General features: G+C 75.3%; 23 protein-coding genes. 10 read left to right on the top strand and 13 right to left on the bottom strand.

What is annotated here, in order from left to right; translation table 11 throughout:
* Window positions 1–95: 95 nt before the first annotated feature.
* Window positions 96–404: a DUF6343 family protein gene (locus ACRYR9_RS01005; protein WP_432491808.1), complete on the bottom strand. Its 309-nt coding sequence runs from the start codon at window positions 402–404 to the stop codon at window positions 96–98.
* A gap of 133 nt (window positions 405–537) precedes the next feature.
* Between ACRYR9_RS01005 and ACRYR9_RS01000 the strand changes: the two genes are divergently transcribed.
* The 4 genes from ACRYR9_RS01000 to ACRYR9_RS00985 all read left to right on the top strand — a co-directional run bounded on the left by ACRYR9_RS01000 (window position 538) and on the right by ACRYR9_RS00985 (window position 4,920).
* Complete coding sequence (locus ACRYR9_RS01000) at window positions 538–1,230, top strand: DUF4396 domain-containing protein (protein WP_432491806.1); 693 nt, start codon at window positions 538–540, stop codon at window positions 1,228–1,230.
* The gene (locus ACRYR9_RS00995; protein WP_432491804.1) at window positions 1,227–1,730 is read left to right on the top strand and encodes a DUF421 domain-containing protein; all 504 of its coding nucleotides are present in this window, start codon (window positions 1,227–1,229) and stop codon (window positions 1,728–1,730) included. Before ACRYR9_RS01000 ends, ACRYR9_RS00995 begins: the two co-directional genes overlap by 4 nt.
* A 58-nt stretch (window positions 1,731–1,788) precedes the next feature.
* Entirely contained in the window at window positions 1,789–3,663 is a 1,875-nt protein-coding gene (locus ACRYR9_RS00990; protein ID WP_432491802.1) for a glycoside hydrolase family 15 protein, read from the top strand.
* Between the two features lie 117 nt (window positions 3,664–3,780).
* Complete coding sequence (locus tag ACRYR9_RS00985; protein ID WP_432491800.1) at window positions 3,781–4,920, top strand: S1C family serine protease; 1,140 nt, start codon at window positions 3,781–3,783, stop codon at window positions 4,918–4,920.
* Between the two features lie 2 nt (window positions 4,921–4,922).
* Here ACRYR9_RS00985 and ACRYR9_RS00980 read toward each other — a convergent pair whose 3' ends face one another.
* From ACRYR9_RS00980 to ACRYR9_RS00960, 5 genes are all read right to left on the bottom strand, one after another.
* The gene (locus tag ACRYR9_RS00980) at window positions 4,923–6,071 is read right to left on the bottom strand and encodes a phosphatase PAP2 family protein (RefSeq protein ID WP_432491798.1); all 1,149 of its coding nucleotides are present in this window, start codon (window positions 6,069–6,071) and stop codon (window positions 4,923–4,925) included.
* Window positions 6,072–6,157: 86 nt separating this feature from the next.
* The gene (locus ACRYR9_RS00975) at window positions 6,158–7,336 is read right to left on the bottom strand and encodes a glycosyltransferase 87 family protein (protein WP_432491796.1); all 1,179 of its coding nucleotides are present in this window, start codon (window positions 7,334–7,336) and stop codon (window positions 6,158–6,160) included.
* A gap of 4 nt (window positions 7,337–7,340) precedes the next feature.
* The gene (locus ACRYR9_RS00970) at window positions 7,341–8,849 is read right to left on the bottom strand and encodes a hypothetical protein (protein ID WP_432491794.1); all 1,509 of its coding nucleotides are present in this window, start codon (window positions 8,847–8,849) and stop codon (window positions 7,341–7,343) included.
* A 39-nt stretch (window positions 8,850–8,888) separates the two neighbouring features.
* Window positions 8,889–9,296, bottom strand: coding sequence for a phage holin family protein (locus tag ACRYR9_RS00965; protein WP_432491792.1), 408 nt, complete (start codon window positions 9,294–9,296; stop codon window positions 8,889–8,891).
* Between the two features lie 210 nt (window positions 9,297–9,506).
* On the bottom strand, window positions 9,507–11,090 hold the full coding sequence (locus ACRYR9_RS00960; RefSeq protein ID WP_432491790.1) for a cation:proton antiporter: 1,584 nt from the start codon (window positions 11,088–11,090) through the stop codon (window positions 9,507–9,509).
* 86 nt (window positions 11,091–11,176) lie between these two features.
* On the opposite strand from ACRYR9_RS00960, the gene ACRYR9_RS00955 reads away from it, so the two are divergent.
* The 3 genes from ACRYR9_RS00955 to ACRYR9_RS00945 all read left to right on the top strand — a co-directional run bounded on the left by ACRYR9_RS00955 (window position 11,177) and on the right by ACRYR9_RS00945 (window position 13,381).
* Complete coding sequence (locus ACRYR9_RS00955) at window positions 11,177–11,590, top strand: pyridoxamine 5'-phosphate oxidase family protein (protein ID WP_432491788.1); 414 nt, start codon at window positions 11,177–11,179, stop codon at window positions 11,588–11,590.
* Window positions 11,591–11,649: 59 nt separating this feature from the next.
* Window positions 11,650–12,798, top strand: a complete 1,149-nt coding sequence (locus tag ACRYR9_RS00950; RefSeq protein ID WP_432491786.1) for a glutathione-independent formaldehyde dehydrogenase — start codon at window positions 11,650–11,652, stop codon at window positions 12,796–12,798.
* Window positions 12,799–12,862: 64 nt separating this feature from the next.
* Window positions 12,863–13,381, top strand: a complete 519-nt coding sequence (locus ACRYR9_RS00945) for an L-dopachrome tautomerase-related protein (protein WP_432491784.1) — start codon at window positions 12,863–12,865, stop codon at window positions 13,379–13,381.
* Window positions 13,382–13,490: 109 nt separating this feature from the next.
* Here the strand turns inward: ACRYR9_RS00945 and ACRYR9_RS00940 are convergent, their stop codons facing one another.
* Entirely contained in the window at window positions 13,491–13,982 is a 492-nt protein-coding gene (locus ACRYR9_RS00940) for a hypothetical protein (protein WP_432491782.1), read from the bottom strand.
* 233 nt (window positions 13,983–14,215) lie between these two features.
* Here ACRYR9_RS00940 and ACRYR9_RS00935 point away from each other — a divergent pair, with 233 nt between their 5' ends.
* The gene (locus ACRYR9_RS00935) at window positions 14,216–14,953 is read left to right on the top strand and encodes an alpha/beta hydrolase (RefSeq protein ID WP_432491780.1); all 738 of its coding nucleotides are present in this window, start codon (window positions 14,216–14,218) and stop codon (window positions 14,951–14,953) included.
* Between the two features lie 6 nt (window positions 14,954–14,959).
* On the opposite strand, the gene ACRYR9_RS00930 is transcribed toward ACRYR9_RS00935, so the two are convergent.
* The 3 genes from ACRYR9_RS00930 to ACRYR9_RS00920 form a co-directional block, all read right to left on the bottom strand.
* Window positions 14,960–15,679 carry an OBAP family protein gene (locus ACRYR9_RS00930; RefSeq protein WP_432491836.1) on the bottom strand — a complete coding sequence of 240 codons (720 nt, stop codon included), beginning with the start codon at window positions 15,677–15,679 and terminating at the stop codon, window positions 14,960–14,962.
* Window positions 15,680–15,749: 70 nt separating this feature from the next.
* Complete coding sequence (locus ACRYR9_RS00925) at window positions 15,750–16,286, bottom strand: DUF421 domain-containing protein (RefSeq protein ID WP_432491778.1); 537 nt, start codon at window positions 16,284–16,286, stop codon at window positions 15,750–15,752.
* Window positions 16,287–16,339: 53 nt separating this feature from the next.
* Entirely contained in the window at window positions 16,340–16,831 is a 492-nt protein-coding gene (locus ACRYR9_RS00920; RefSeq protein ID WP_432491776.1) for a PRC-barrel domain-containing protein, read from the bottom strand.
* Window positions 16,832–17,024: 193 nt separating this feature from the next.
* Here ACRYR9_RS00920 and ACRYR9_RS00915 point away from each other — a divergent pair, with 193 nt between their 5' ends.
* Both ACRYR9_RS00915 and ACRYR9_RS00910 read left to right on the top strand, forming a co-directional pair.
* A complete protein-coding gene (locus ACRYR9_RS00915; protein ID WP_432491774.1) occupies window positions 17,025–17,774 on the top strand; it encodes a beta-phosphoglucomutase family hydrolase in 750 nt (249 codons plus the stop codon).
* Window positions 17,771–20,131 carry a glycoside hydrolase family 65 protein gene (locus ACRYR9_RS00910; protein WP_432491772.1) on the top strand — a complete coding sequence of 787 codons (2,361 nt, stop codon included), beginning with the start codon at window positions 17,771–17,773 and terminating at the stop codon, window positions 20,129–20,131. Before ACRYR9_RS00915 ends, ACRYR9_RS00910 begins: the two co-directional genes overlap by 4 nt.
* Before the next feature lie 23 nt (window positions 20,132–20,154).
* Here ACRYR9_RS00910 and ACRYR9_RS00905 read toward each other — a convergent pair whose 3' ends face one another.
* From ACRYR9_RS00905 to ACRYR9_RS00895, 3 genes are read right to left on the bottom strand one after another with little or no spacing between them, the layout of a single operon-like run.
* Window positions 20,155–20,598, bottom strand: a complete 444-nt coding sequence (locus tag ACRYR9_RS00905; protein WP_432491770.1) for a hypothetical protein — start codon at window positions 20,596–20,598, stop codon at window positions 20,155–20,157.
* Window positions 20,599–20,608: 10 nt separating this feature from the next.
* Window positions 20,609–21,364 (bottom strand): 4-hydroxy-tetrahydrodipicolinate reductase, encoded by a 756-nt coding sequence (gene dapB, locus ACRYR9_RS00900; protein ID WP_432491768.1) that lies wholly within the window; start codon window positions 21,362–21,364, stop codon window positions 20,609–20,611.
* The gene (locus tag ACRYR9_RS00895) at window positions 21,361–22,737 is read right to left on the bottom strand and encodes a M16 family metallopeptidase (RefSeq protein ID WP_432491766.1); all 1,377 of its coding nucleotides are present in this window, start codon (window positions 22,735–22,737) and stop codon (window positions 21,361–21,363) included. Before ACRYR9_RS00895 ends, dapB begins: the two co-directional genes overlap by 4 nt.

Genomic DNA, 22,737 nt, shown 5'->3' with positions numbered 1-22,737 from the left:
CCACCCCGCGCCCCCCCCCCCCCCGCCCCGCGCCGCCCCCCCCCCCCCCCCCCCCCCCCCCCCCCCCCCCCCCCCCGCAGCCCTCGCGCCCGGCCTCAGACCCGTCGCGCTCTGCCGCGGCGCAGGCGCCGCGCGACGACGACGAGGTCGACGACGGCGACGACGGCCAGTCCCAGCAGCACGATGCCGGGGCCCTTGCTGCCGCCCGGCGGCTCGTCCGCCGTCAGCCACAGCACGGCGAACACGGCGCACACCAGGGCCCCGAACGCCGCCAGCAGCAGGCGCAGGGTCAGCGGGGAGCGGGCGGTGCGCGGTTCGTCCCCGGTGCGGCCGCGGGGCTGCCCCGCGGGGACCGACGGGTCGACCGGGCGGGTGGTCGGGTCGCGGCGCTCGTGAGGGCTCATGCCTTCCCCGTACCCCCGGCGCCGGGGGGGCATGCGCCCCTGGCGCCCGCCGCTCCAGGGTGCGCGTCCATTGCGTTTGCGCAAGCATCTGCGCGGACGACAACCGCACCCGACCGAGACGGAGGAGCACCCCGTGCCACCGACCTGGCTCACCGTCGTCTCCTGGATCGCCCTGGCCGCCGCCTTCGCGAGCGCCGCCGTGATCCTCGTCGACACCTACGCCCGCGGCTACCGCCAGCACATGAAGGTCATGGAGATCGTCTGGCCGGTCACCGCCCTGTACTTCGGCCCCGTGGCGGTGTGGGGCTACTACCGCTTCGGGCGGAAGAAGTCGCACCGGTGGCTGCAGGAGCACGACCGCGACCAGGCGCCCGAGAAGCCCGGCTGGGCGACCGTCGCCACCGGGGTCAGCCACTGCGGCGCCGGCTGCACCATCGGCGACGTCATCGCCGCCACCGGCGTGTTCCTGCTGGGCCTGACGCTGTTCGGGCACGAGATCTTTGCCGAGTACGTCGGCAGCTTCGTCCTGGCGGTCCTGCTGGGCCTGGCGTTCCAGTACTTCGCCATCGCCCCCATGCGCGGCCTCGGCGTGCGCGAGGGCGTCAAGCAGGCCACCAAGGCGGACATCCTCTCGCTCATCACCTTCGAGATCGGGCTGTTCGCCTGGATGGCGCTCATGCGCTTCGTGTTCTTCCCGGAGCACCCGCTGCGGCCCGACGACGCCGCCTACTGGTTCCTCATGCAGGTCGGCATGGTCATCGGGTTCTTCACCTCCGTGCCGGCCAACGTGTGGCTCATCCGCAAGGGCATCAAGGAAGCCATGTGACCGCCCACGAGGCGCTGCTGGGCGACTGGCGCGTGGCCGCGTGGGCGGCGGTGAAGGGCGTCGCCCTCTTCGCGACCGCCCTGGCGCTGTTCCGCATCTCCGAGCGGCGGACGCTGGCCGCGTTCGCCCCCTTCGACTGGGTCGCGGCCGTCGCCGTGGGCGCCGTGGTGGGCCGCTCGGCCACGGCGTCGGACACCTCCTGGCTCACCGGCGCCGCGGTGCTGCTGGCGATCTTCGCGGTGCACAGCGCGATCGCCCGGCTGCGCTTCCTGGACCCCGTGCGCCGCCTCGTCGACCCGCCGCTGCGCGTCCTGGTGCGCGACGGCGTCGTGGACCAGCGGAACATGCGCCGCTGCGGCCTGACCCCCACGGACCTGGAGGCGATCATGCGCCAGCAGGGGCACCCGGGCACGTCGTCGGTGCACCTGGCGATCTTCGAGGCGAAGGGGGCGGTCTCGGTGGTCCCCACCCCACCGCCGCAGGAGTCCCCCGAGCGCTGACGGCTCGCGCACGAGAGGGTGGCCAGCGCACCGCAGCACACCGACGAGAGGAGGACCGGTGGCCCTCATCGAGGACTACGGGCTGATCGGCGACCTGCAGACGGCGGCCCTGGTCGGCCGCGACGGATCGATCGACTGGTTGTGCCTGCCCCGCTTCGACTCCCCCGCGTGCTTCGCCGCGCTGCTGGGGGACGCCGACGCCGGGCGCTGGCGCATCGCGCCCACCGGGGCCGGGGACTGCACGCGGCGCCGCTACCGGGGTGACGCGCTGGTGCTGGAGAGCGAGTGGGACACCCCCGAGGGCGCGGTGCGGGTGGTGGACCTGATGCCGCCGCGCGGGCAGGCCCCCGACGTGGTGCGCGTCGTGGAGGGCGTCAGCGGGCGCGTCCAGGTGTCGATGGACCTGCGGCTGCGCTTCGACCACGGCAGCGTCGTGCCGTGGGTCCGGCGCACCGAGGGCGGTCTGCGCGCGGTCGCCGGCCCCGACGCCGCCCACCTGCACACCCCCGTGCCCCTGCACGGGGAGGGGTTCTCCACCCGTGCGGAGTTCACGGTCCAACCCGGCGACCGGGTGCCGTTCGTGCTGACGCACACGCCGTCGTGGACCGGTGAACCCGAGCCCGTGGACGCGCAGGAGGCCCTGGCCGGCACCGAGTCGTACTGGAACGAGTGGCTGGGCAGCTTCCGCTACGACCCGCGCGACCTGCGCGGGGAACCGGCCACGGCCGAGCGCTGGACGGCGGCGGTGCGCAGGTCCCTGGTCCTGCTGAAGGCGCTGACGTACGCCCCCACCGGTGGCATCGTCGCCGCGGCCACGACCTCGCTGCCGGAGCAGATCGGGGGCACCCGCAACTGGGACTACCGGTTCACCTGGCTGCGCGACGCGACGTTCACCCTCCAGTCGCTGCTCGGCACGGGGTTCGTGGAGGAGGCGAAGGCGTGGCGCGAGTGGCTGCTGCGCGCCGTGGCCGGCGACCCGTCGAAGCTGCAGATCATGTACGGCATCGACGGCACCCGGCGGCTGCCGGAGCACGAGCTGCCCTGGCTCGGCGGGTACGAGGGTTCCGGGCCGGTGCGGATCGGCAACGCCGCCGCCGACCAGCTCCAGCTCGACGTGTGGGGCGAGGTCCTCGACGGGCTGCACGTGGCCCGCAGCGCGGGCCTGGAGCCGGACGAGACGGCCTGGGACCTGCAGAAGGCGCTCCTGGAGCACCTGGAGGGCAACTGGCGCACACCCGACAACGGGTTGTGGGAGGTCCGCGGGCCGAGGCGGCACTTCGTGCACTCCAAGGTGCTGGCCTGGGCGGGGGTGGACCGCGGCGTCCAGGCGGTCGAGCGGTTCGGCCTGGACGGGCCCGTGGACGCCTGGCGGCGGGTGCGCGAGGAGATCCACGCCGAGGTGTGCGAACAGGGTTTCGACGCCGCGCGGGGCACCTTCACGCAGTCCTACGGCTCGCGGGGCCTGGACGCGGCGACCCTGCTCATCCCCGAGGTCGGTTTCCTGCCGTGGGACGACCCCCGCGTGGTCGGCACCGTCGACGCGGTGCAGCGCGAGCTGGAGCGGGACGGGTTCCTGCTGCGCTACGACACCGGGACGGACGGGGGCGACGGGCTGGCCGGTGAGGAGGGCACCTTCCTGATCTGCACCTTCTGGCTCGCCGACGCCCTGCACGGCACGGGCCGCCGCGAGGAGGCCCGGCAGCTGTTCGAGCGGCTGCTGGACCTGCGCAACGACCTGGGCCTGCTCAGCGAGGAGTACGACCCGGTCGCGCGCCGGCACCTGGGCAACACGCCGCAGGCCTTCAGCCTCGTCGGCCTGGTGAACACCGCCCGCCACCTCGGCGGCGCCCACCCGGCCGACCTGGGGCCGTCCGGGCGCGACGCTCCCGTCCCGCGCGGAGGCACCGCCGAGCGCGGCACCACGCAGGGCTGAGCACCGGTCCGGTGGCGGTCGAGCGCGCTGAACAGCAGGATTGACGTCCTGCAAAGGTCACGTCGGCACCGGGGCCCCCGCGCCGGGCGCGAGGTCCCCACCACGATGGGAGCATCCGTGAGCAGCACCTCGACCACCGCCCGCCCCGAGATCGGGACGCACGACCGCCGGCGCCGCCGCGCCGCGATGGCGGGGTTCCTGCTCGTCCCCCTGGCGATCGCGGGGTGCACCGGCGACAGCGGCGGGTCCGGGGCGCCGGCCGGCACCAGCGCCGCCGCGGCCGAGGCGTCCAGCTCGCCCGACGGCTCGGCGGCCGGTTCGCCGGCGCAGACCCTGCAGGAGTCGTACCAGCAGGTCATCAGCGACGTCCTGCCCTCGGTGGTGGAGATCCGCACCACCAACGGCCTGGGGAGCGGCGTCGTGCTCGACGAGGACGGCAACATCGTCACCAACGCCCACGTGGTGGGCACCGCCACCGAGTTCGAGGTGCAGTTCGCGAACTCGGCGACCTCGTACCCGGCGACGCTGGTGGGCACCTACCCGCAGAACGACCTGGCGGTGATCCGGGTGGAGGGCGCCCCCGAGCTGCAACCGGCGACGCTGGCCGACTCCGACGCCGTGGAGGTCGGCACCCTCGTGCTGGCCATGGGCAACCCGCTGGGCCTGTCCAGCAGCGTCAGCGACGGCATCGTCTCGGCCACCGGGCGCACCGTGTCCGAGCCGCCGAGCGAGGCCGCGCCGGCGGGAGCCACGCTCCCGGGGACGATCCAGACCTCCGCGGCCATCAACCCCGGCAACAGCGGCGGGGCGCTGGTGAACATGCAGGGCGAGGTCATCGGCATCCCGACGCTGGCCGCCACCAGCCCGGCCGGTGGGGGCGGAGCCGCGCCCGGCATCGGTTTCGCCATCCCCTCCAACACCGTCAAGGACGTGGCCCCGCAGCTCATCGAGGACGGCGAGGTCACCGACACCAACCGTGCCGCCCTGGGTGTCACGGTGACCACGGTCGCCGACTCCTCGGGGCAGCCCGCCGGCGTGGGTGTCGTGGGGGTGGAACCGGGTGGTGCCGCCGAGGCCGCGGGGCTGCGCGAGGGCGACGTCATCACCGCCGTCGGCGACCAGCGGGTGAGCAGCACCGCGGACCTGTCCGCGGTGCTGGCCGACCTGGAGGTGGGCCAGACGGTGGACGTCACGGTGCAGCGCGCCGGGCAGGAGCAGACCCTGCAGGTGGAGCTCGGTGAGCTGGCGGTGAGCTGACCTCAGCCGCCCGCGGGGCCGGCGGGAGCGGTGGGCGACGAGCGTGCCCGCTGCCGCCAGCCCCGCGTGCCCAGCGCCGCCAGCCACACCGACAGCCCGGCGACGACCACCCCGCCGAGCACGTCGACGAGGTAGTGCCAGCCGAAGTAGACGGTCGCCACGGCGGTCAGCGCGACGAACAGCCACAGCGCCCAGCGCACCACCCGGGACAGGCGCATGAACTGGGCGACGAGCGCGGCCGTCAGGACGATCGAGACGTGCAGCGAGGCGAACGCGGCGATGCCGTGGATGCGGTTCGTGCTGAAGGGGTCGGCCAGCACCAGCACCCGCGACGTCATGAGGCTCGCCTGCAGGTCCGACACCCCCGTCTCCGGCAGGTCCGCGTACACGCCCGGGTCGGCGTAGACGGGGCCGAGGCTGGGCACCAGGTAGTACGAGGCCGTCCCCAGGGCCCAGTTCAGCCCCAGGGCGGTCACGTACCAGTAGCCGTCGCGCGGGTCGCGGACCCACACCAGCGCCAGCGCCAGCGAGAACGGGACGAAGAACAGGAAGAACAGGTACACCGCGGAGAGCACGTGCGCGGCGACGGTCGTGCCCAGCAGCTCGTGCGCGAGCTGCCCGGGGTCGGCGCCGAAGGCCATGAGCTCGTCCAGCCGCAGCAGGTCGCCGTCGTGCAGCTCGTCCCGCAGGAACGGCAGGTAGCTCTTGAGGTTCCGGTACCCGACGTAGGTGACGTAGAAGCTGATCAGCCCCACCAGCACGTGGGCGAGCCGCGTCGACGTGAGCCGCTCGTGCAGCACCGCGCGCGCAGCCGCCGCACGCTGCTCCCCGGCGCGGGCCGCCGCCCGGACCCGCAGCGCGAGGCGGGGCAGCAGGTCCGCCAGCAGGAAGCCCACGACGAGCGCGGGCAGCCGCACGTAGCTGGGACCGAGGAAGCCGTCCGGGTCGCGCAACCGGATGCCCAGGGCCAGCGACGCCACGACGGCCAGCCCGCCGGTGAGCAGCGCGACGGCCACCATCAGCGACCAGCTCCCCAGCCGGGGGGTGCGGCCCACCGCCTCGGGAGCCACCCGCCCGGGTGCGGCGGCACGGCGGGGTGCGGCCCTGCCGAGCTCGCTGGACGTGCTGGACGTGCTGGGGACCTCGCGCATCGGCGACCTCTGCGTTCACCCGTCGGACAGTCGGAGTTCGACTCCCGTGCATGGTGCCACGTCCGGCGCCCCCGTCCGGGCGAGCGTCAGGGGTCGGGGCGTCCCCGCACGTCCCCCCGGCCGCGCAGCTCCCGCACGACGCACGTGCCGAGCACCAGCAGCCACCCCCACAGCGGCACCAGCCGCAGCAGCGTGTCCGGCGCCTGCGGCAGCTGCTGGACGTGCCAGGCGTCCGTGGTGGCCGCCAGGTACACGCCCGCCCACGCCGGCCAGGCCCGCACCAGGGAGTCGGCGCGCCCCACCGTGAACAGCAGCGGCAGCAGGTAGGCGCCGTAGTCCGCCCACGCGAAGGAGGCCGCGGCGAAGGAGCCGACCAGCACGAGCGGCAGCGCCTCCGCCGCCGCGCGCGGCCGCCCGCGGCACCGCCGCGCCAGCCAGCAGGCGGCGGCGAGCACCGCGGCCCGCAGCGCGAGCCCCACGGGTGCGGGCAGTCCCAGCTGGTCCACCGCGCCGCTGACGGACCGGTCGTACGGGGCCAGCTCGGCCCGGTTCCCCGCGGCCAGCAGCGGCAGGACGTCGCGGGTGAACACCGCCGCATCGGGGACGGTGAGGAAGCCCGCAGCGGTCAGGGCCAGCAGGGCCGCACCACCGGCCGCCAGGGCCCGGGTGCGCCCGAGCAGCAGCAGCGCCACCAGCGCCGGCAGCAGCACGGGCTTGACGGCGCAGGCGGCGCCCAGCAGCAGTCCGGCCGGCGCGTCCCTGCCCCGTCCGAGCAGGACGATCGCCACGGTCAGCACCAGCAGGAGCAGCAGGTCGACGTTGCCCAGGCGCAGCAGCCCCGCGACCGGCCGGCTGAGCGCCACCAGCAGCAGGGTGCCCGCCGCGAGCGCCGACCCCTGCGGCGTGCGCAGCCGCACCCCGGCGGTGGTGCGCAGCAGCAGCAGGACGCTGAGCACCACGGCCGCCACCGAGGCCGCGGCCACGAGCGTGCCGGCCACCCGGAAGGGCACCAGGCCCAGCGGGGCGAGCACCCAGCCGCTGACCGGCGGGTACAGGTACTCGTGCCCGGGGTCGTACAGGGGCCCGCCGGAGGCCAGGCTCGCGGCGCTGCGCCACAGGATGCGCAGGTCCCCGGCCTCCCCCGTGGCCGACTCCACGAGGAGGTGCAGGAGGGTGCCGGCCGCCAGCGGCCACAGCACCAGCGCGGCCGTGCGCCACACCGCCGGGTGCACCGCCCCCGCGGCGGCGCGCGAGCCGCCGCTCACGGCCTCACCGCGCGAGGGCCGTCAAGTGGTAGCGGCACCCGGCACCCCGCCCGGACGACACGTGCTGCAGCCGGTACCCGGACGCGGTGCCCAGCTCGTGCAGCCGGGCGTCGGTGGGGTAGCCGGCGACGAAGCGCCCGGCCTCGCGGCTGACCAGGACGAGCACGTCGGGCCCGCGCTCCAGGACGATCCGGGCGCGCTGGGCGGACGGCAGCGGCCCGGTCTCCTGGATCAGCGGGTCGTTGAGCAGGAAGGAGTCCACGGCCGTGCGTCCGCCGGCCCGGGCGGGTACGAGCCCGGCGTCGGAGACGGCGAAGACGGTGCCCGGGGGCGTGGTGCGCAGCCAGGCCGCCACCCCCTCCCGGGCGGCCACCTTGCACGCGGTGTACTCCTGCGCCGACGAGCGCACCGCACGTTCGGCGCCGGGACCGGCGAGCAGGAGCGCGGCGCTCACCGCGGCGGTCGCGGCGCTGGTCGCCGCCGCGGCCGGCCGGCCCCAGCGCCCCCGCAGGGCGAGCAGCGCCGCCACGGCCACCCCCGCCAGCAGGGCCAGCTGCGGCCACACCGGCATGAAGAAGCGGCTGTAGCCGTTGGCGCTGTCCAGCGTCCCGAGGGACCCCACCGCGTGCACCAGCGGGGCCACCGCGAGCAACCGGGCCCGACCGGTGGCCAGGGCGGTGCCGGCGGCGGCGAGCACGACGACGAGCGCGCCCTGCTCGAGGAACTTGACCAGGACCGTGGCGCCCTCACCGGTGCCGGACTTGTAGAGCACCGAGTTCGGCAGCAGGTGCCCGTGCACGAGGAGCCGTCCCGCCTCCAGCACCGCCTGGGAGGCCACGGGGACCGCGACCACCCACGCGCACCGGCGCAGCGCCGCCCGGCGGGTGGCGCTGCGCAGCAGCCCGGGGCCCTCGCTGCACGCCACGACCGCGGCGGCGACCACGAGCCCTTCCGGGCGCAGCCAGGGCAGCAGCGCCAGAGCGCCACCGGCCAGGGCCGCGCTGCCGCCGCGGGGCCGGGCCAGCTCCAGCACCGCCGTCGTCAGCACCGCGGCGACCAGCAGCGTCTCCAGCCCGCCCACGGCCCACGCGGCGAACGGCGCGCTGCAGCCGACCAGCAGGGCCCCCACCGCGGCCGCGGGAGCACCCGCGAGCACACGGCCGCGCAGGCCGACGAGCAGGACGCACGTGACCCCGGCGACGACCCCCAGCACCCGGGCGGTGCGGAGTGCCGGGAGCCCGGCGAGGGCGGCCAGCGCCTCCAGGCCCACCAGCAGCGGGTTGCTGGCGCCCTCCACGGCCGGACCGCCGGGGTTCCACACGAAGCCGTGGCCGGCGGCGAGGTTCTCCGCGTAGCGGACGCTGATCCAGGAGTCGTCGGTGACGAAGCCGCGCAGCCGCCAGCACAGCCACAGGTGCACCAGGCAGGCGCCGGCCACGGCCAGGTCGGCCCACCGCGTGCCGCGGCGGGTCGGTGCGGCGGGGGCGGCGGTGCGGGCGGTCGTGGTCGTCACGCGGTTCCTGTCACGGGGCGGGAGGCCGGGGGCCGGGGGTCAGGCGGTGGTGCCCGCCTCCGCACCGGGGCGCGCCGCGCGCACGTCCTCGCGGACGCTGGCCAGGGTCTCCTCGGGCAGCAGCGAGCCCACCCGCTTCAGCTCCGCCACACCCGCGGCGGCGAGGGCGGCGGCGCCACCGCCGTACAGGAGCGTCGCCAGGAACGCGGCGCTGGGCGCGGGCACGACCTTGCCGAGGGTCCGCACGACGAAGGCGGCGGACGTGCCGGCCGCGAGCGCCCCCAGGGCGGTGGCGCCGCCGAGCAGCGCCGCGCCCTTCGACGCCTCCTTCGCCTTGGCGATCATCTCCTGCTGGCCGCGGCGGACCTCGGCGCGCACGAGGGAGGCGGTGTCGGAGGTCAGCTCGTCGACGAGCTGACCGGCGGTGCGGGTGGGCTGGTCGGTCATGGTGGTCCTCCTGGAGGGGATGTCGTGACTGCTCGGCGGGGCCGGCCGCTCGACCCGGGCGTGCTCGCCCGCGCACGGCGGCGGACCCCTCGTGCGGGACCGCGCCGGCCCCGGGGCCACCACCGCTGCGCACGGTACGCGTCCCGGCCCGGGCGCGCCGCTCCAGACGGCCGCGCGGGCCGGGCCGGGCCGCCGCACCCCGCGGGCGCCTCACTCGTAGCGGGACGCGCGCGCCTCGACCTCGAAGAGGACCTCGTCCGCGGCGTCGGGGCTGACCGCGCCGGTGCGGCGGGCCTCCAGGACGGTCTCGCGCTCTGCGTCCAGGGCCGCGACGTGCAGGCGGTCGAGGGCGTCCAGCACCCCGGGCTCCTCCTCGCCCTCGTCGACCAGCGCGGCCACCGACTCGTCGTGCGCCAGGCGTGCGCGGTAGCGCGCGGCCGCGGTCGCCCGGGCGCGCTCGGGAACCTCGGGGCCGGGGCCCTCGACGGCGCGCAGCGCCGCCGCGGTCGCCTCGCGGCGCAGCCGCCGCACGTCGGCGTCCTCGGACCCGGGGCCCGCGACGTGCAGGCGCCGCACCAGCGGGGCGAGGGTGAGGCCCTGCGCGATGAGCGTGACCAGGACGGTGACCAGGGCGACGAGGACCACCTCCGCCCGGTACGGGAAGCCGCCGTCAGCGCCCGTCACCGGCAGGGCGAGGGCCAGGGCGACGGTGACCACGCCGCGCATGCCCGCCCACGAGGCGACGGTGGCCTCCCGCCAGCCGGCCGGGGTGGCCGAGCCGCGCCGGCGGGCACGCCGCCCCTCGAACGCGGAGGCCGTGTTGACCACCGCGAAGCGCAGCGCGATGAGCACGGCCACGACGGTGCCGGCGAGGGCGACGGCGTGGGTGTTCCCCAGCTGGGAGGTGTTCTGCAGGGCCGTGGTGAGCTCGATCCCCAGGAAACCGAACAGCAACCCGGTCACGGCGAAGTCGACGTAGCGCCACACCGCGCGCCCCAGCAGCCAGCCGCGCGACGTGGTGGCCCCGGCGCCCCGGGCGCGCAGCAGCAGCCCCGCCGCCAGGACGGCCAGCACCCCGGACGCCTGCACCTCGTCGGCGACGAGGTAGGCCGCGAAGGGCAGCGCGATCGTCACCGTGGTCTCCACCGAGGCGTCGTGCAGGCGTGCCAGCGCCCAGCGGGCCAGCAGTCCGGCGGCCAGGCCGATCGCGGTGCCGCCGACGACCTCCAGGAACAGGTGCCACCCGATCTCCCCCACCCCGACGCTGCCGCTCGTCACCGCGACCAGGGCCACCGAGTACAGCGTCAGCGCGGTGGCGTCGTTGAACTGCCCCTCCCCCTCCAGCACCGTCACCAGCCGCGGCGGCAGCCGCAACCGGCGCGCCACGGCGGTGGCCGCCACGGGGTCGGGCGGGGCGACGATCGCGCCCAGCACCACGGCCACCGCCCACGGCAGGCCGAACGCGTGGGCGACGAGGGTCACGGCGAGCGCGCTCAGCAGCGTCAGCCCGACGGCGAGGAACACCACCGAGCCGGCGTCGCGCCGCAACTCCTTCAGCGACCCCCGCTGCGTCGTGGCGAACAGCAGCGGCGGCAGCACCAGCGGCAGGATCACCTCCGGCGGCAGGCGAGGAGAGGGCACCTGCGGCACGAGGGCCAGCAGGAGCCCGTAGACGGTGAGGACCACGGGTTGCGGTACCCCGATCCGCTCCGCGAGGGGCGTGAGCACCACGATCCCCAGCACGAGCAGGCCGAGCAGCACGACGACGTCCACGTCGGCGATCGTGGTGGCCACCCCGGCCCGCCACCACTCGGGACGGCAGCCGATCCTCGGACCGCACGGGAGCGCATGACCACGGGGATGGTGGGTAGGAGGCGGTCGTGGCCGACACGAAGGACGGACCGGAACTGCACCCCACCACCCGTGAGCCGGCGAACGGGCACGACTTCGCGGCCATCTCGACCCCGCTGCCCAGCGGGCGCATCCAGACGCAGTGCATCTGGGCCGGCGTCGACGGCGACCGGCTGTACGTCAACACCGAGGACCACCGGCAGGAGTTCCACGACCTCGAGCGCGACGCCCTCGTGACGATCGCCATCCGCGACGAGCAGAACCCGTACCGCTACGCCGAGGTCCGCGGCACGGTCGGGGACGTGGAGCGCGGCCAGGCCGCGCGCGACCGGATCGACGAGCTGTCGCAGGAGCACGAGGGCGGCCCCCACCCGCCCGACCAGATCAAGACGGAGCGCGTCACCGTGTTCGTCGTGCCCGAGCGGCAGCCGATCGCCGACTGACCCGCGCACCTCGCCCGACCGAGGACCGACCCGACCACCACGTCCACAGGAGGAGAACCGTGAAGGCTGTCGTCTACCGAGGCCCGAAGACCGTCGCCGTCGAGGAGGTCCCCGACGCCCGCGTGGAGAACCCCACGGACGCGGTCGTCCGCATCACCACCACGAACGTGTGCGGCTCCGACCTGCACATGTACGAGGGGCGCACGACCGTGGAGGAGGGCAAGGTCCTCGGCCACGAGAACATGGGCGTCGTCGAGGCCGTCGGCGACGGTGTGGACCGCGTCGAGGTCGGTGACCGCGTCTCGGTGCCCTTCAACATCGCCTGCGGCACCTGCCGCAACTGCGTGCACGGCTGGACGTCGTTCTGCCTGCGGGTGAACCCGAACGAGGGCATGGACGGCGCCGCCTACGGGTACGCCAACATGGGCCCGTACGACGGCGGGCAGGCGGAGTTCCTGCGGGTGCCGTTCGCGGACTTCAACCTGCTGAAGCTGCCCGAGGGCACCGAGCACGAGAACGACTTCACGATGCTCTCCGACATCTTCCCCACCGGCTGGCACGGCGTGGAGCTGTCCGGGATGGTCCCCGGCGACGATGTCGCGGTGTTCGGCGCCGGCCCGGTGGGGCTCATGGCCGCGCACAGCGCCCTGATCAAGGGCGCCTCCCGCGTGTTCGTCGTGGACAAGGAGAAGGACCGCCTCGCGCTGGCCGAGAGCATCGGCGCGATCGGCGTCGACTTCTCCGCGTCCGACCCGGTCGAGCAGATCACCGAGGCGACGAAGGGGCGCGGCGTCGACCGCGGCGTGGAGGCCGTCGGGTACCAGGCCCACGACCCCGCCGGCGACGAGCACCCCGAACTGGTGCTCGACAACCTCGTGAAGGTCGTCCGCAGCACCGGCGGCATCGGCGTCGTGGGCGTCTACATGCCGCAGGACCCGGGCGCGGCCACCGAGGGCGCGAAGCAGGGCCGCATCGGCTGGGACTACGGGACCTTCTTCACCAAGGGCCTGTCCATGGGCACCGGCCAGGCACCCGTCATGCGCTACAACCGCCAGCTGCGCGACCTCATCACCGCCGGGCGGGCGAAGCCCGGGTTCATCGTCTCCCACGAGCTGCCGTTGGAACAGGCACCTGAGGGGTACCGCAACTTCGACGACCGCGTCGACGGGTGGACGAAGGTGCTGCTGCACCCGGGTCAGCCCGCGTGAGTGCTCTCGGAGCCGTCGACACCCCCGGGGGTTCGCCCCCACCAGCCCCGGCGGCCCGAAGCTCGTGCGTGTCGACCTGCGCGCCGGCGAGGCGGGGACGGCGCACATCACCGACTCCTCGGACTCCGGTCCCAACGCCCTGATCGTCGTGGACCTGGCCACGGGGAGCGCCCGGCGCCGCCTGCACGAGCCCCCCTCCACGAAGGCCGAACCGCTGTCGAGGTTCCGCCCCGTGGTGGAGGGCAGGCCGTTCCTGGAGCGCTCGCGGGACGGTTCCACCCAGCCGGTGTGGATGGGCGCGGACGGCACCGCGATCTCGGCGGACGGCGAGCGGCTGTTCTACCGCCCGCTGGCCTCGCGCCGCTGGTGCAGCGTCTCCACGGCGGCGCTGCGCGACCCCTCCCTCGACGACGAGGCCGTGGCGGCCACCGTCGTCGACGAGGGCACCGGTTCGGACCGGCTGGAGACCGACGACGGCGGACGGGTGCACCTGGCCTCCTGCGAGCACGACGCCGTCCTGCGCAGCAAGCCGCACGCCCCGTTCCACACCCCCGTCGACGCGGTCCCCGTGCGGCTGCGCTGAGCGCTGCGCACCGGGGGCCGGGCGCTGATCGTCGCGGAGCGGGGCTGCCGTGCGGCGACGGGCTGGGTGAGTGGCGGCTCCCACCGAGCCCGTGCACGGCCCGGAGGACCTACTCGTCGGACACCTCCCCCGCCTTGCGGTCCCCCGCCGACGTGAGCAGCCTCTCCGCGCCGGCCGCCTCCGCGCTCTCGACGACGAGGTACACCACGCCGGCGACGAACGGGGCCACGGCCCAGAGCGCGACGTGGTCGAGCCACCGCGCCATCAGGTACGCCACCCCGAGGGCCGCGAGCACGGAGACGATGTTCAGGCTGGTGCCCAGTGCCAGCGTCCTGGTGCGGTGCTGCGGCATGGGGCCCCGGAAACCCTTGGAGAGCGCCCCCTCCAGGAGCGTGAAGGACATGACGGCGCCGAACGCGTACAGGAACACGCGCCAGACGTCCGGAGAGCCCTCGGTCGCCTGCAGCAGCCCGAACGTCACCGTGACGAGGATGGAGAACCCGAAGGTCGTGCTCTCCCTGCCCACGGTGCTCCGCAGGGCGCGCAGGAGGACGTCGCCCTCCTGGGCCTCCGGCTGCTCCCGGTCCCGCCCCTCGGTCACGACGCCCCCTTCCCCGCGGCTGCGGCACCGCACCACGACCGGCCAGGGTTCGACCGTCGTGCCCGCCACGATGCTGCGCGCCCCGGTGATCCGCCAGTCGACCCGCCGTCGGCCGACCCCGGGAGCCCGCGGGTGCCCGCGCGTGCCCGCGGGTGCCTGCGAACGCCACGGACCGCAGACTGGGACGGCGGGGCGCACAGCCCACGCAGCGGGACGACTGAGCGGAGGCCACCGTGTCCGGCGAGGGGGACGACGAGGACGGCGCCCGGGAACCGGCGCTGCGAGGGCCCTTCGACCTCGGGGCCATGCCCGCGCGCAGCGCGCCCCCGGCTCCGGCACCGGTGCGCGGGACGCTCGCGGTGCCCGCCGGCCGCCACGACGCGCTGCTGGCCGTGCCCCGCGCCGCGGCGGACGGCCCGGTGCCGCTGCTGGTGTTCTTCCACGGCTCCGGCGGAACCCCGCAGCAGTCCCTGGGCCTGGTGGGCGAGGCCGCCGAGCACCACGGTGTCGCCGTGCTGGCGCCGCGGTCGAGCGAGTACACGTGGGACGTGGTGGTCGGCGAGCCCGGTCCGGACGTCGGCGCGCTGCGCCGCGCCCTGGCGGGAACCCTCGCCCACCTGGACCTCGTCCCGGGTGCGCTGTGCCTGGGCGGTTTCTCCGACGGGGCCTCCTACGCCCTGACCGTCGGACTGGCGAACCCGGGCACCGTGGAGGCCGTCACGGCCTTCTCCCCCGGGTTCGTCGTCGACGGCGCCCCCGGCCGGCGACCACGGTGCTTCGTCTCCCACGGCACCGCCGACCGCGTCCTGCCGATCGACCGCACGAGCCGGGTCGTCGTCCCGCGGTTGCGCCGCAGCGGCCGTGACGTGGAGCACCGGGAGTTCGACGGGGGGCACGAGGTGCCGGTCGACGCGGTGGAGGCGGCGTTCGGCTGGTGGCTCAGCCCGCGCCGGCGGACCGGCACGGGCTGAGCACGTTCACCGGGGTGCGTCCACGTCGACGACGCCGGGCACCGGGGTCGTGCCGGTGAAGTCGTCCCTCATCTCGTCCACGCCGCGTTGCGGCCGGGCCAGCGGCAGCAGGGACTGCCGGTCCGGGCGCTTGGCCTCGGAGTCCACGCCCATGGCCTCCTCGAACCCGGTGCGCAGGCCCTCGTCGGCCTCACCGTCGCGGTTGAACGACCACATCAGCGTCGCGTCCCCCATCGGCAGGTCCATCCCCGGGTTCCCGTGCGTGCCGGTGTGCCAGGTGTGCCACGTCTTGCCGTAGGAGTTCACCAGCTGCTTCATCAGGGACGTCTCGACCTTCTGCGGCAGGCCGGGCGCGGACAGCTGACCGGAGAACACCTCGTAGTTGTGCGGGTGCCAGTAGTCCTTCTCGTCCTCCGGCAGCGTGTCGAACAGTTCCCCGGAGACGATGTACTCGATGCCGATGAGGTTGGCGTCGGCGGTGTTCCCGTCGAAGATCGTGCACTGGAGGAGGTCGTCGTTGACGACCTTGCAGAAGTGGTGCGCCTCCATCTGCATGCCGGCGTCGCCCTTGGCGCAGTGCAGCCCCGCGACGTAGACGTCGAAACCCTTCAGGGGTGGCGCCGACTGCAGCAGCTTCGCGCCCTGGTCCAGGACGCTCAACCACGCTCCCTTGCGCCCGCCCGCGGCGGTGATCGGGCTGGGGCGGTCTCGGATGGCCGGGTTCAGGTTCACGGTCGTCCCCTCTCGGGTTCGGGTGTCGCGGGCACGTTCCTGTCCTACCCCGCCGGGCCCCGCGTCACTCGCCGCCCGGCCGGGTGGCCCGCCGGGCACCGGGGACGTCGGCGAGCGCGGACCCGCTGCCGAACTTCGAGGCCGACACGACGCTGAGCGTCCCGTCGCCCTCGAGGACGACGGCTGCGACGTCCTCCAGGGCACCGCTGCCGCTGGCGCGCACGGCCTGGCGCACGTCGCTCAGGGTCACCCGCTGCTGCCGCAGCGCCTCCTCGTCCACCACGCCGTGCGACAGCAGCAGCGTCGGCCGGGCCGTCACCGCGCTGCGCGCCCGCGGCAGGCGGCTGGTCGTCCACGCGACGGCGAACTGCAGCCCGGCCAGCAGGGCGAGGGCCACGGCCCCCTCCGCCCAGGAGACGTCGGAGCTGAGCAGGATCGTGGCCAGCGTGGAGCCCAGCGCGACCGTCACGACGAGGTCGAACGCGTTGAGCTTGGCCAGGGTGCGCTTGCCGGACAGGCGCAGCACGACGACGACGGTGACGTAGGCGCAGGCGCCCACCGCGAGCACGCGTCCGAGATCGGACCAGGAGTCGAACCACATGCCCCTCCCCTACCCGCGTTCGGCGCGCAGCACCGCGGGCGGGCGGTGGCGGCTCAGACCGGGTCGGCGCCGGGGTACGGCCACGGCCGGGCGACGTAGCCGGGTCCCCAGAAGGGCGCGTAGCCGTAGTAGCCGTACAGGGAGTCGTAGAACTCCGACTGGTCGGCCAGGTCCGGGTCGTAGCGCGGGGCCCCGGAGACGCGCTCGCGGTCGAGGTCCACGCGCACCTCCTCGTCGGTGGTCGCGGTGATCGCCTCCACCGGCACGAAGGAGACCTCCGCGCCGATGCCGAGGACGCCGCCGTGCTTCAGGCGCAGCATGCGGACCCGCTGCTGCTCGCCGTCCACCAGCAGGTCGTCGACGGTGCCCAGCTCGGCGCCGGCGCCGTCCAGCACGCGCCGGCCCCGCACGTCCTCGGCCGGGTCGGCGACGGTGCCGGTGGTGTCGCCGAGCCTGACCAGGACGCCGGCGGGGTGCGTCCCGCGTCGTCGCGCGGGCTCCTCCCCGGCTCGAGCGGCGGGGTGGCTCCCCGGGCGGTCGCTCACGCCGTCCTCCTCCCCGGGCGGGTGGTCCCACCCCTCGCGGTGCTGTTCCGGTGGTGCTCTGCCCAGCACGTACCCGTCCCCGGCCGGTGTGAACCACCCCGGTGGTGGGCGCGCGAGCCGGACTGCACCGCCGGCCCGGTCCGCCTAGGGTCGGGGCGCGGGCGGACCGACCCCCGCGGGGAGGAGAGGCGACGTGCTGGGACTGCCGGACGGCATCGAGGCGCTGTTGTTCGACCTGGACGGTGTCCTCACGGACACCGCGGCGGTGCACAACGCGGCCTGGACGGCCGCGTTCGACGGCTACCTGCGCGAGCGCGCCGCCCGGACCGGGGAGGAGTTCGTGCCCTTCGACCCCGACGCCGACTACCGCGCCCACGTCGACGGCAAGCCGCGCGCCGCCGGGGTGCGCGACTTCCTCGCCAGCCGTGGCATCACCCTGCCGGAGGGCTCCCCCGACGACCCGCCGGGCACCGAGACGGTCAGCGGCCTGGGCAACGCCAAGAACGCCGACCTGCTGCACCGCCTGGCCACCGACGGGGTCCAGGTGTACGAGGGCTCGCGCCGGTACCTGCAGGCGGCCCGCGACGCCGGGCTGCGCCGGGTCGTGGTGTCCTCCAGCGCGAACACGCGCCAGGTGCTGGAGGTGACCGGCCTGGCGGAGCTCGTGGAGGACCGGGTGGACGGCGTGACGCTGCGCGAGCTGGGCCTGGCCGGCAAACCCGCCCCCGACACGTTCCTGGAGGGCGCGCGCCGGGTGGGGGTGCGGCCGGAACGCGCGGCGGTGTTCGAGGACGCCCTGTCCGGTGTCGAGGCCGGCCGCGCCGGGGCGTTCGGCGTGGTGGTCGGCGTGGACCGGGTGGGGCACGCCGACGCCCTGAGCGAGCACGGCGCAGACGTCGTCGTGCAGGACCTGGCCGAGCTGCTCGACGAGGGCAGCCGGTGATCGGCCCGGACACCTTCCCCGTCGAGCCGTGGCACGTCCGGGAGACCCGCCTGGACCTGGACCTGCTGGGGCAGACGGAATCCGTCTTCGCGCTGTCCAACGGGCACATCGGCATGCGCGGCAACCTCGACGAGGGTGAACCGCACGGGACGCCGGGGACCTACCTGAACTCCTTCTACGAGGACCGCCCGCTGCCGTACGCCGAGGCCGGGTACGGCTACCCCGAGGTCGGGCAGACCGTCGTCAACGTCACCAACGGCAAGCTGGTGCGCCTGTTCGTCGAGGACGAGCCGTTCGACCTGCGCTACGGCGAAGTCCTCTCCCACGAGCGCGTCCTGGACCTGCGCGCCGGCACGCTGACGCGCACCGCGGAGTGGGTCTCCCCCGCCGGCCGGCGCGTGCGGGTGCGCTCGACGCGCCTGGTCTCGTTCGTGCAGCGCGCGGTGGCCGCGATCGAGTACGTCGTGGAGGCCGTGGACCGCCCCGTGCGCCTGACCCTGCAGTCGGAGCTCGTCGCGAACGAGGCCGTGCCGGCGAAGAAGCGCGACCCCCGCGTCGCCGCCGTCCTGAACTCCCCGCTGGAGGCGGTGGAGCGCGACAACGGCCCCCGGTCCGCCACGCTCGTGCACCGCACCCGCGCCAGCGGCCTGCAGATGGCCGCCGGCATGCACAACACCCTGGAGGCCGCCGGCCGGGTGGAGTGCCAGACCAGCACCTCCGAGGACTGGGCGCGCACCACGTTCGTCGTGAAGGCGGAGCCGGGGCAGCCGGTCCGCCTGGTCAAGCACCTCGCGTACGGCTGGTCCTCGCAGCGCTCGTCCTCCGCGCTGCGCGACCAGGTGGCCGGTGCCCTCAGCGGCGCCCGCTACACCGGCTGGGAGGGGTTGGTGCGCGAGCAGCGCGAGTACCTCGACGCGTTCTGGGACGCCGCCGACGTGGAGGTCGAGGGCGACCCCGAGGTGCAGCAGGCCGTGCGGTTCGCGCTGTTCCACGTGCTGCAGGCGGGCGCGCGCAGCGAGGGGCGCGGCATCCCCGGCAAGGGCCTGACCGGCCCGGGCTACGACGGGCACATCTTCTGGGACACCGAGGCGTACGTCCTGCCCGTGCTCACCTACACCGCCCCGGACGCGGCGCGCGACGCGCTGCGCTGGCGGTCGACGACCCTGGACAAGGCCTGTGCGCGCGCGCAGGAACTGGGCCTGCGCGGGGCGGCGTTCCCGTGGCGCACCATCCGCGGGGAGGAGTGCTCCGGCTACTGGCCCGCCGGGACGGCCGCGTTCCACGTCAACGCCGACATCGCCGCCGCGGTGGAGCGCTACCGCGTCGTCACCGGCGACGACGGCCTGGAGGCCGCCGGCGGCCTGGAGGTGCTCGTGCAGACCGCCCGGCTGTGGATGTCGCTGGGGCACCACGACGCCGACGGCGGCTGGCACGTCGCCGGGGTCACCGGGCCCGACGAGTACACCGCGGTGGTCGACGACAACCTCTTCACCAACCTGGCCGCCGCGCACAACCTGTCCGTCGCGGCCGCCGCCGTGCGCCGCCGGCAGGAGCGGGCTCACGAGCTCGGCGTGGACCTGGAGGAGGCGGCGGCGTGGGTCGACGCGGCCCACGCGGTGCACGTGCCGTACGACGAGCGGTTGCGCGTGCACCAGCAGCACGAGGGGTTCACCCGCCTGCCCGAGTGGGACTTCGAGCACCGGCGCCAGTACCCGCTGCTGCTGAACGTGCCGTACTTCGACCTGTACCGGCACCAGGTGTGCAAGCAGGCCGACCTGGGCATGGCGCTGTTCTGGTTCGGCGACCGCTTCAGCGAGGAGGACTTCGCCCGCGACGTCGACTACTACGAGCGCCGCACGGTGCGCGACTCCTCCCTGTCGGCGTGCGTGCAGGCGGTGCTGGCCGCGCAGGCAGGCCACCTGGAGCTCGCGCACGACTACACGTACGAGGCCGCCAGCGTCGACCTGCGCGACCTGCACCACAACACCGCCGACGGCCTGCACATCGCGTCCCTGGCCGGGACGTGGATGGCGCTGGTGCAGGGGTTCGGGGGCCTGCGCGACACCGCCGGGGAGCTCTCCCTGGACCCGGCGCTGCCGCACGGCATCTCCCGGCTGCGGTTCTCGGTGCGCTGGCGCGGCAACACCCTGCGGGTGACCGTGCGCGCCCACGAGGCGACGTACGAGGTGCACGACGGGCCGGAGGCCTCGGTGCGGCTGCGGCACGCCGGCCAGGAGGTCGTGGTCCGCACCGGCTCCCCCGTGACCCTGCCGGTGCGCGAGCGCGCGCCGCTGCTGCCGCGCCCCCCGCAGCCGCCCGGGTGCGAACCGGCCCAGCGGGTGCGCGCAGCGCACTGAGGGCGCCCGCAGCGCACCGGGTGTCAGGAGCGCTGCGCGCGCAGCTTCACGGCGTGGCGGGCGGCGGCGCGGCCGCGGCGGCGGTCGCCCGCCGCGTCGTAGGCGATGGCCAGGCGGTACCAGGCGCCCGGGTCGTCCGGCGCGGCCTCCACCTCGGCGCGGTACCGCTCGAACATCGCCTGCCCCGCGGCGCGGTCGACGCGACCGGTCGCGGTGCGCTCCAGGTCGTCGGCGGGCAGGTCACCGCGCTCGGCGAGCTCGCGGCCCAGCCGCTCGGTGGCGCGCCCGAACAGCAGCTCGCGCGCCACCGCCCACGCGGTCACCAGGGGCAGCACCAGGACGGCGGCGCCGATGAGCACGCCGGCCCAGTTCCCGGTGCCGATGAGCTCGACGCCCACCCGCCCGAGCAGCACGAAGTAGAACAGCAGCGCCGCGCACGACACCGCCACGACGACCTTGGTGCGCAACGCCGCCCCCTCAGCCGAGGTCGAGGTAGTGCTCGAGCCCCACGGTGACGCCGGGGCGGGAGGCGACCTGCCGCACCCCCAGCAGCAGACCGGGCATGTAGGCGGCCCGGTCGTAGGTGTCGTCGCGCAGCGTCAGGGTCTCCCCCGGCCCGCCGAGCACGACCTCCTGGTGGGCGGTCATGCCGCGCATCCGCACCGCGTGCACGTGCACCCCGTCCACGACGGCGCCGCGGGCACCGGGCAGGGACTGCTCGGTGGCGTCCGGGGACGGGCCCAGCCCGGCCTCGGCGCGGGCGGCGGCGATCAGCTGCGCGGTGCGGATCGCGGAACCGGAGGGGGCGTCGACCTTGCCGGGGTGGTGCAGCTCGACGACCTCGACGGACTCGAAGAAGCGGGCCGCCTGCTTCGCGAACTGCATGACGAGCACGGCGCCCAGGCCGAAGTTCGTGGCGATGAGGACGTTGCGGCCCGAGGCGCCCTGCCACGCCTCGACCTGCGCGAGACGCTCGTCGGTCCACCCGGTGGTGCCGGTGACCACGTGCAGCCCGTGCTCCAGCGCCCACTGCACGTTGCCCATCACCGAGCCGGGGACGGTCAGGTCGACGAGCACGTCGGCGCCGGCGGCCGCGGCGAGGTCGTCGCCGCGGCCCAGGGCGGCCACCAGGTGCAGGTCGGGCGCGGCCTGCACGGCGGCGCAGGCCTGCGAGCCCATGCGCCCGCGCGCCCCGGCCACCGCCACGCGCAGCGGTTCGCCGGGCGTGCTCACCGCACCACCGCGCGGAACGCGGTGTCGTCGGCGAAGGGACCGACCACGGTGATCGAGCGCGGCCGCGAGAGCAGGTCCGCGGCCATGGCGCGCACGTCCTCCGCCGTGACGGCGCGCAGGCGGGCCAGGACGCCGTCCACGTCCAGGAACTGCCCGTGCACCAGTTCGGACTTGCCCAGGCGGTTCATGCGCGAGCCGGAGTCCTCCAGGCCCAGCACCATGCCGCCGGCGAGCTGGCCGATGCCGCGCTCCAGCTCCTCGGCCTCCATCGGCGAGTCCGCCAGCTCCGCCAGCTCGGCGAGCATCAGCTCGGCGACCTGGGCGGCCTTGGCCGGGGAGCACCCGGCGTACAGGCCCACGTAGCCGGAGTCGGCGTAGTTCGCGTTGAACGAGTACACCGAGTACGCCAGACCGCGCTTCTCGCGCACCTCCTGGAACAGCCGGCTGCTCATGCCGCCGCCCAGGACGGCGTTCAGGACGCTCAGCGTGAAGCGCCGCTCGTCGGTCGCGGTGATCCCGGTGGTGCCCAGCAGGACGTGCGCCTGCTCGGTGGCGCGCTCGACGACGAGGGCACGGCCCTGCGCCAGCCCCCCCGCCACGCCGCTGGACACGCGGCGCGGAGCCGGGGCGGCGTCGTGCAGGTCGCCCGCGGCGCGGGACAGCTCGCGCTGCACCGCCTCCACGACCTCCTCGTGGTCCAGGCCGCCGGCGGCGGTGAACACGAGCGTCGAGGGGCGGTAGTGCTCGCGGTAGTGGGCCCAGACGTCGTCGCGGCCCACCGCCCGGATGGTCTCGGGCGTACCGCCGATGGGGCGTGCCAGCGGGTGCTCGCCCAGCACCAGCTCGGCGAACCTCTCGTGCGCGAGGTCGCCGGGGTCGTCCTCGTTCATCGCCAGCTCCTCGAGGATGACCTCGCGCTCGGAGCTGAAGTCGTCGTCGTCGAGCACGGCGGAGGTGACCATGTCGGTCACGACGTCGATCGCCATCGGCAGGTCGGTGTCGAGCACCCGCGCGTAGTAGGTCGTGTGCTCCTTGCCGGTGGCGGCGTTGGCCTCGCCGCCGACGGCGTCGAACGCGGTGGCGATGTCCATCGCGTCGCGGCGCTCGGTGCCCTTGAAGAGCAGGTGCTCCAGGAAGTGGGTGGAGCCGTAGTGCCCGCTGGTCTCGTCGCGGGACCCGACACCCACCCAGCAGCCGATGCTCGCCGAGCGCTGGCCGGGCATCGCCTCGGTCAGCACGCGCGCGCCGCACGGCAGGACGGTGCGCCGCACCAGCGCGCCGTCCGCGTCGGACAGGGTGGTCGTGACGGGGCCCGGCCCCGCCGCCTCCGTGGGGAGGTCGACGGGGCCGGGGACGTCGTGGTGGGCCGGCAC

It is taken from the genome of Kineococcus auxinigenes (assembly GCF_050871525.1).
Taxonomy (GTDB): Bacteria; Actinomycetota; Actinomycetes; order Actinomycetales; family Kineococcaceae; genus Kineococcus.
The sequence above is the reverse complement of the archived record's forward strand: the minus strand, read 5'-3'. Positions and strand labels throughout refer to the sequence as shown.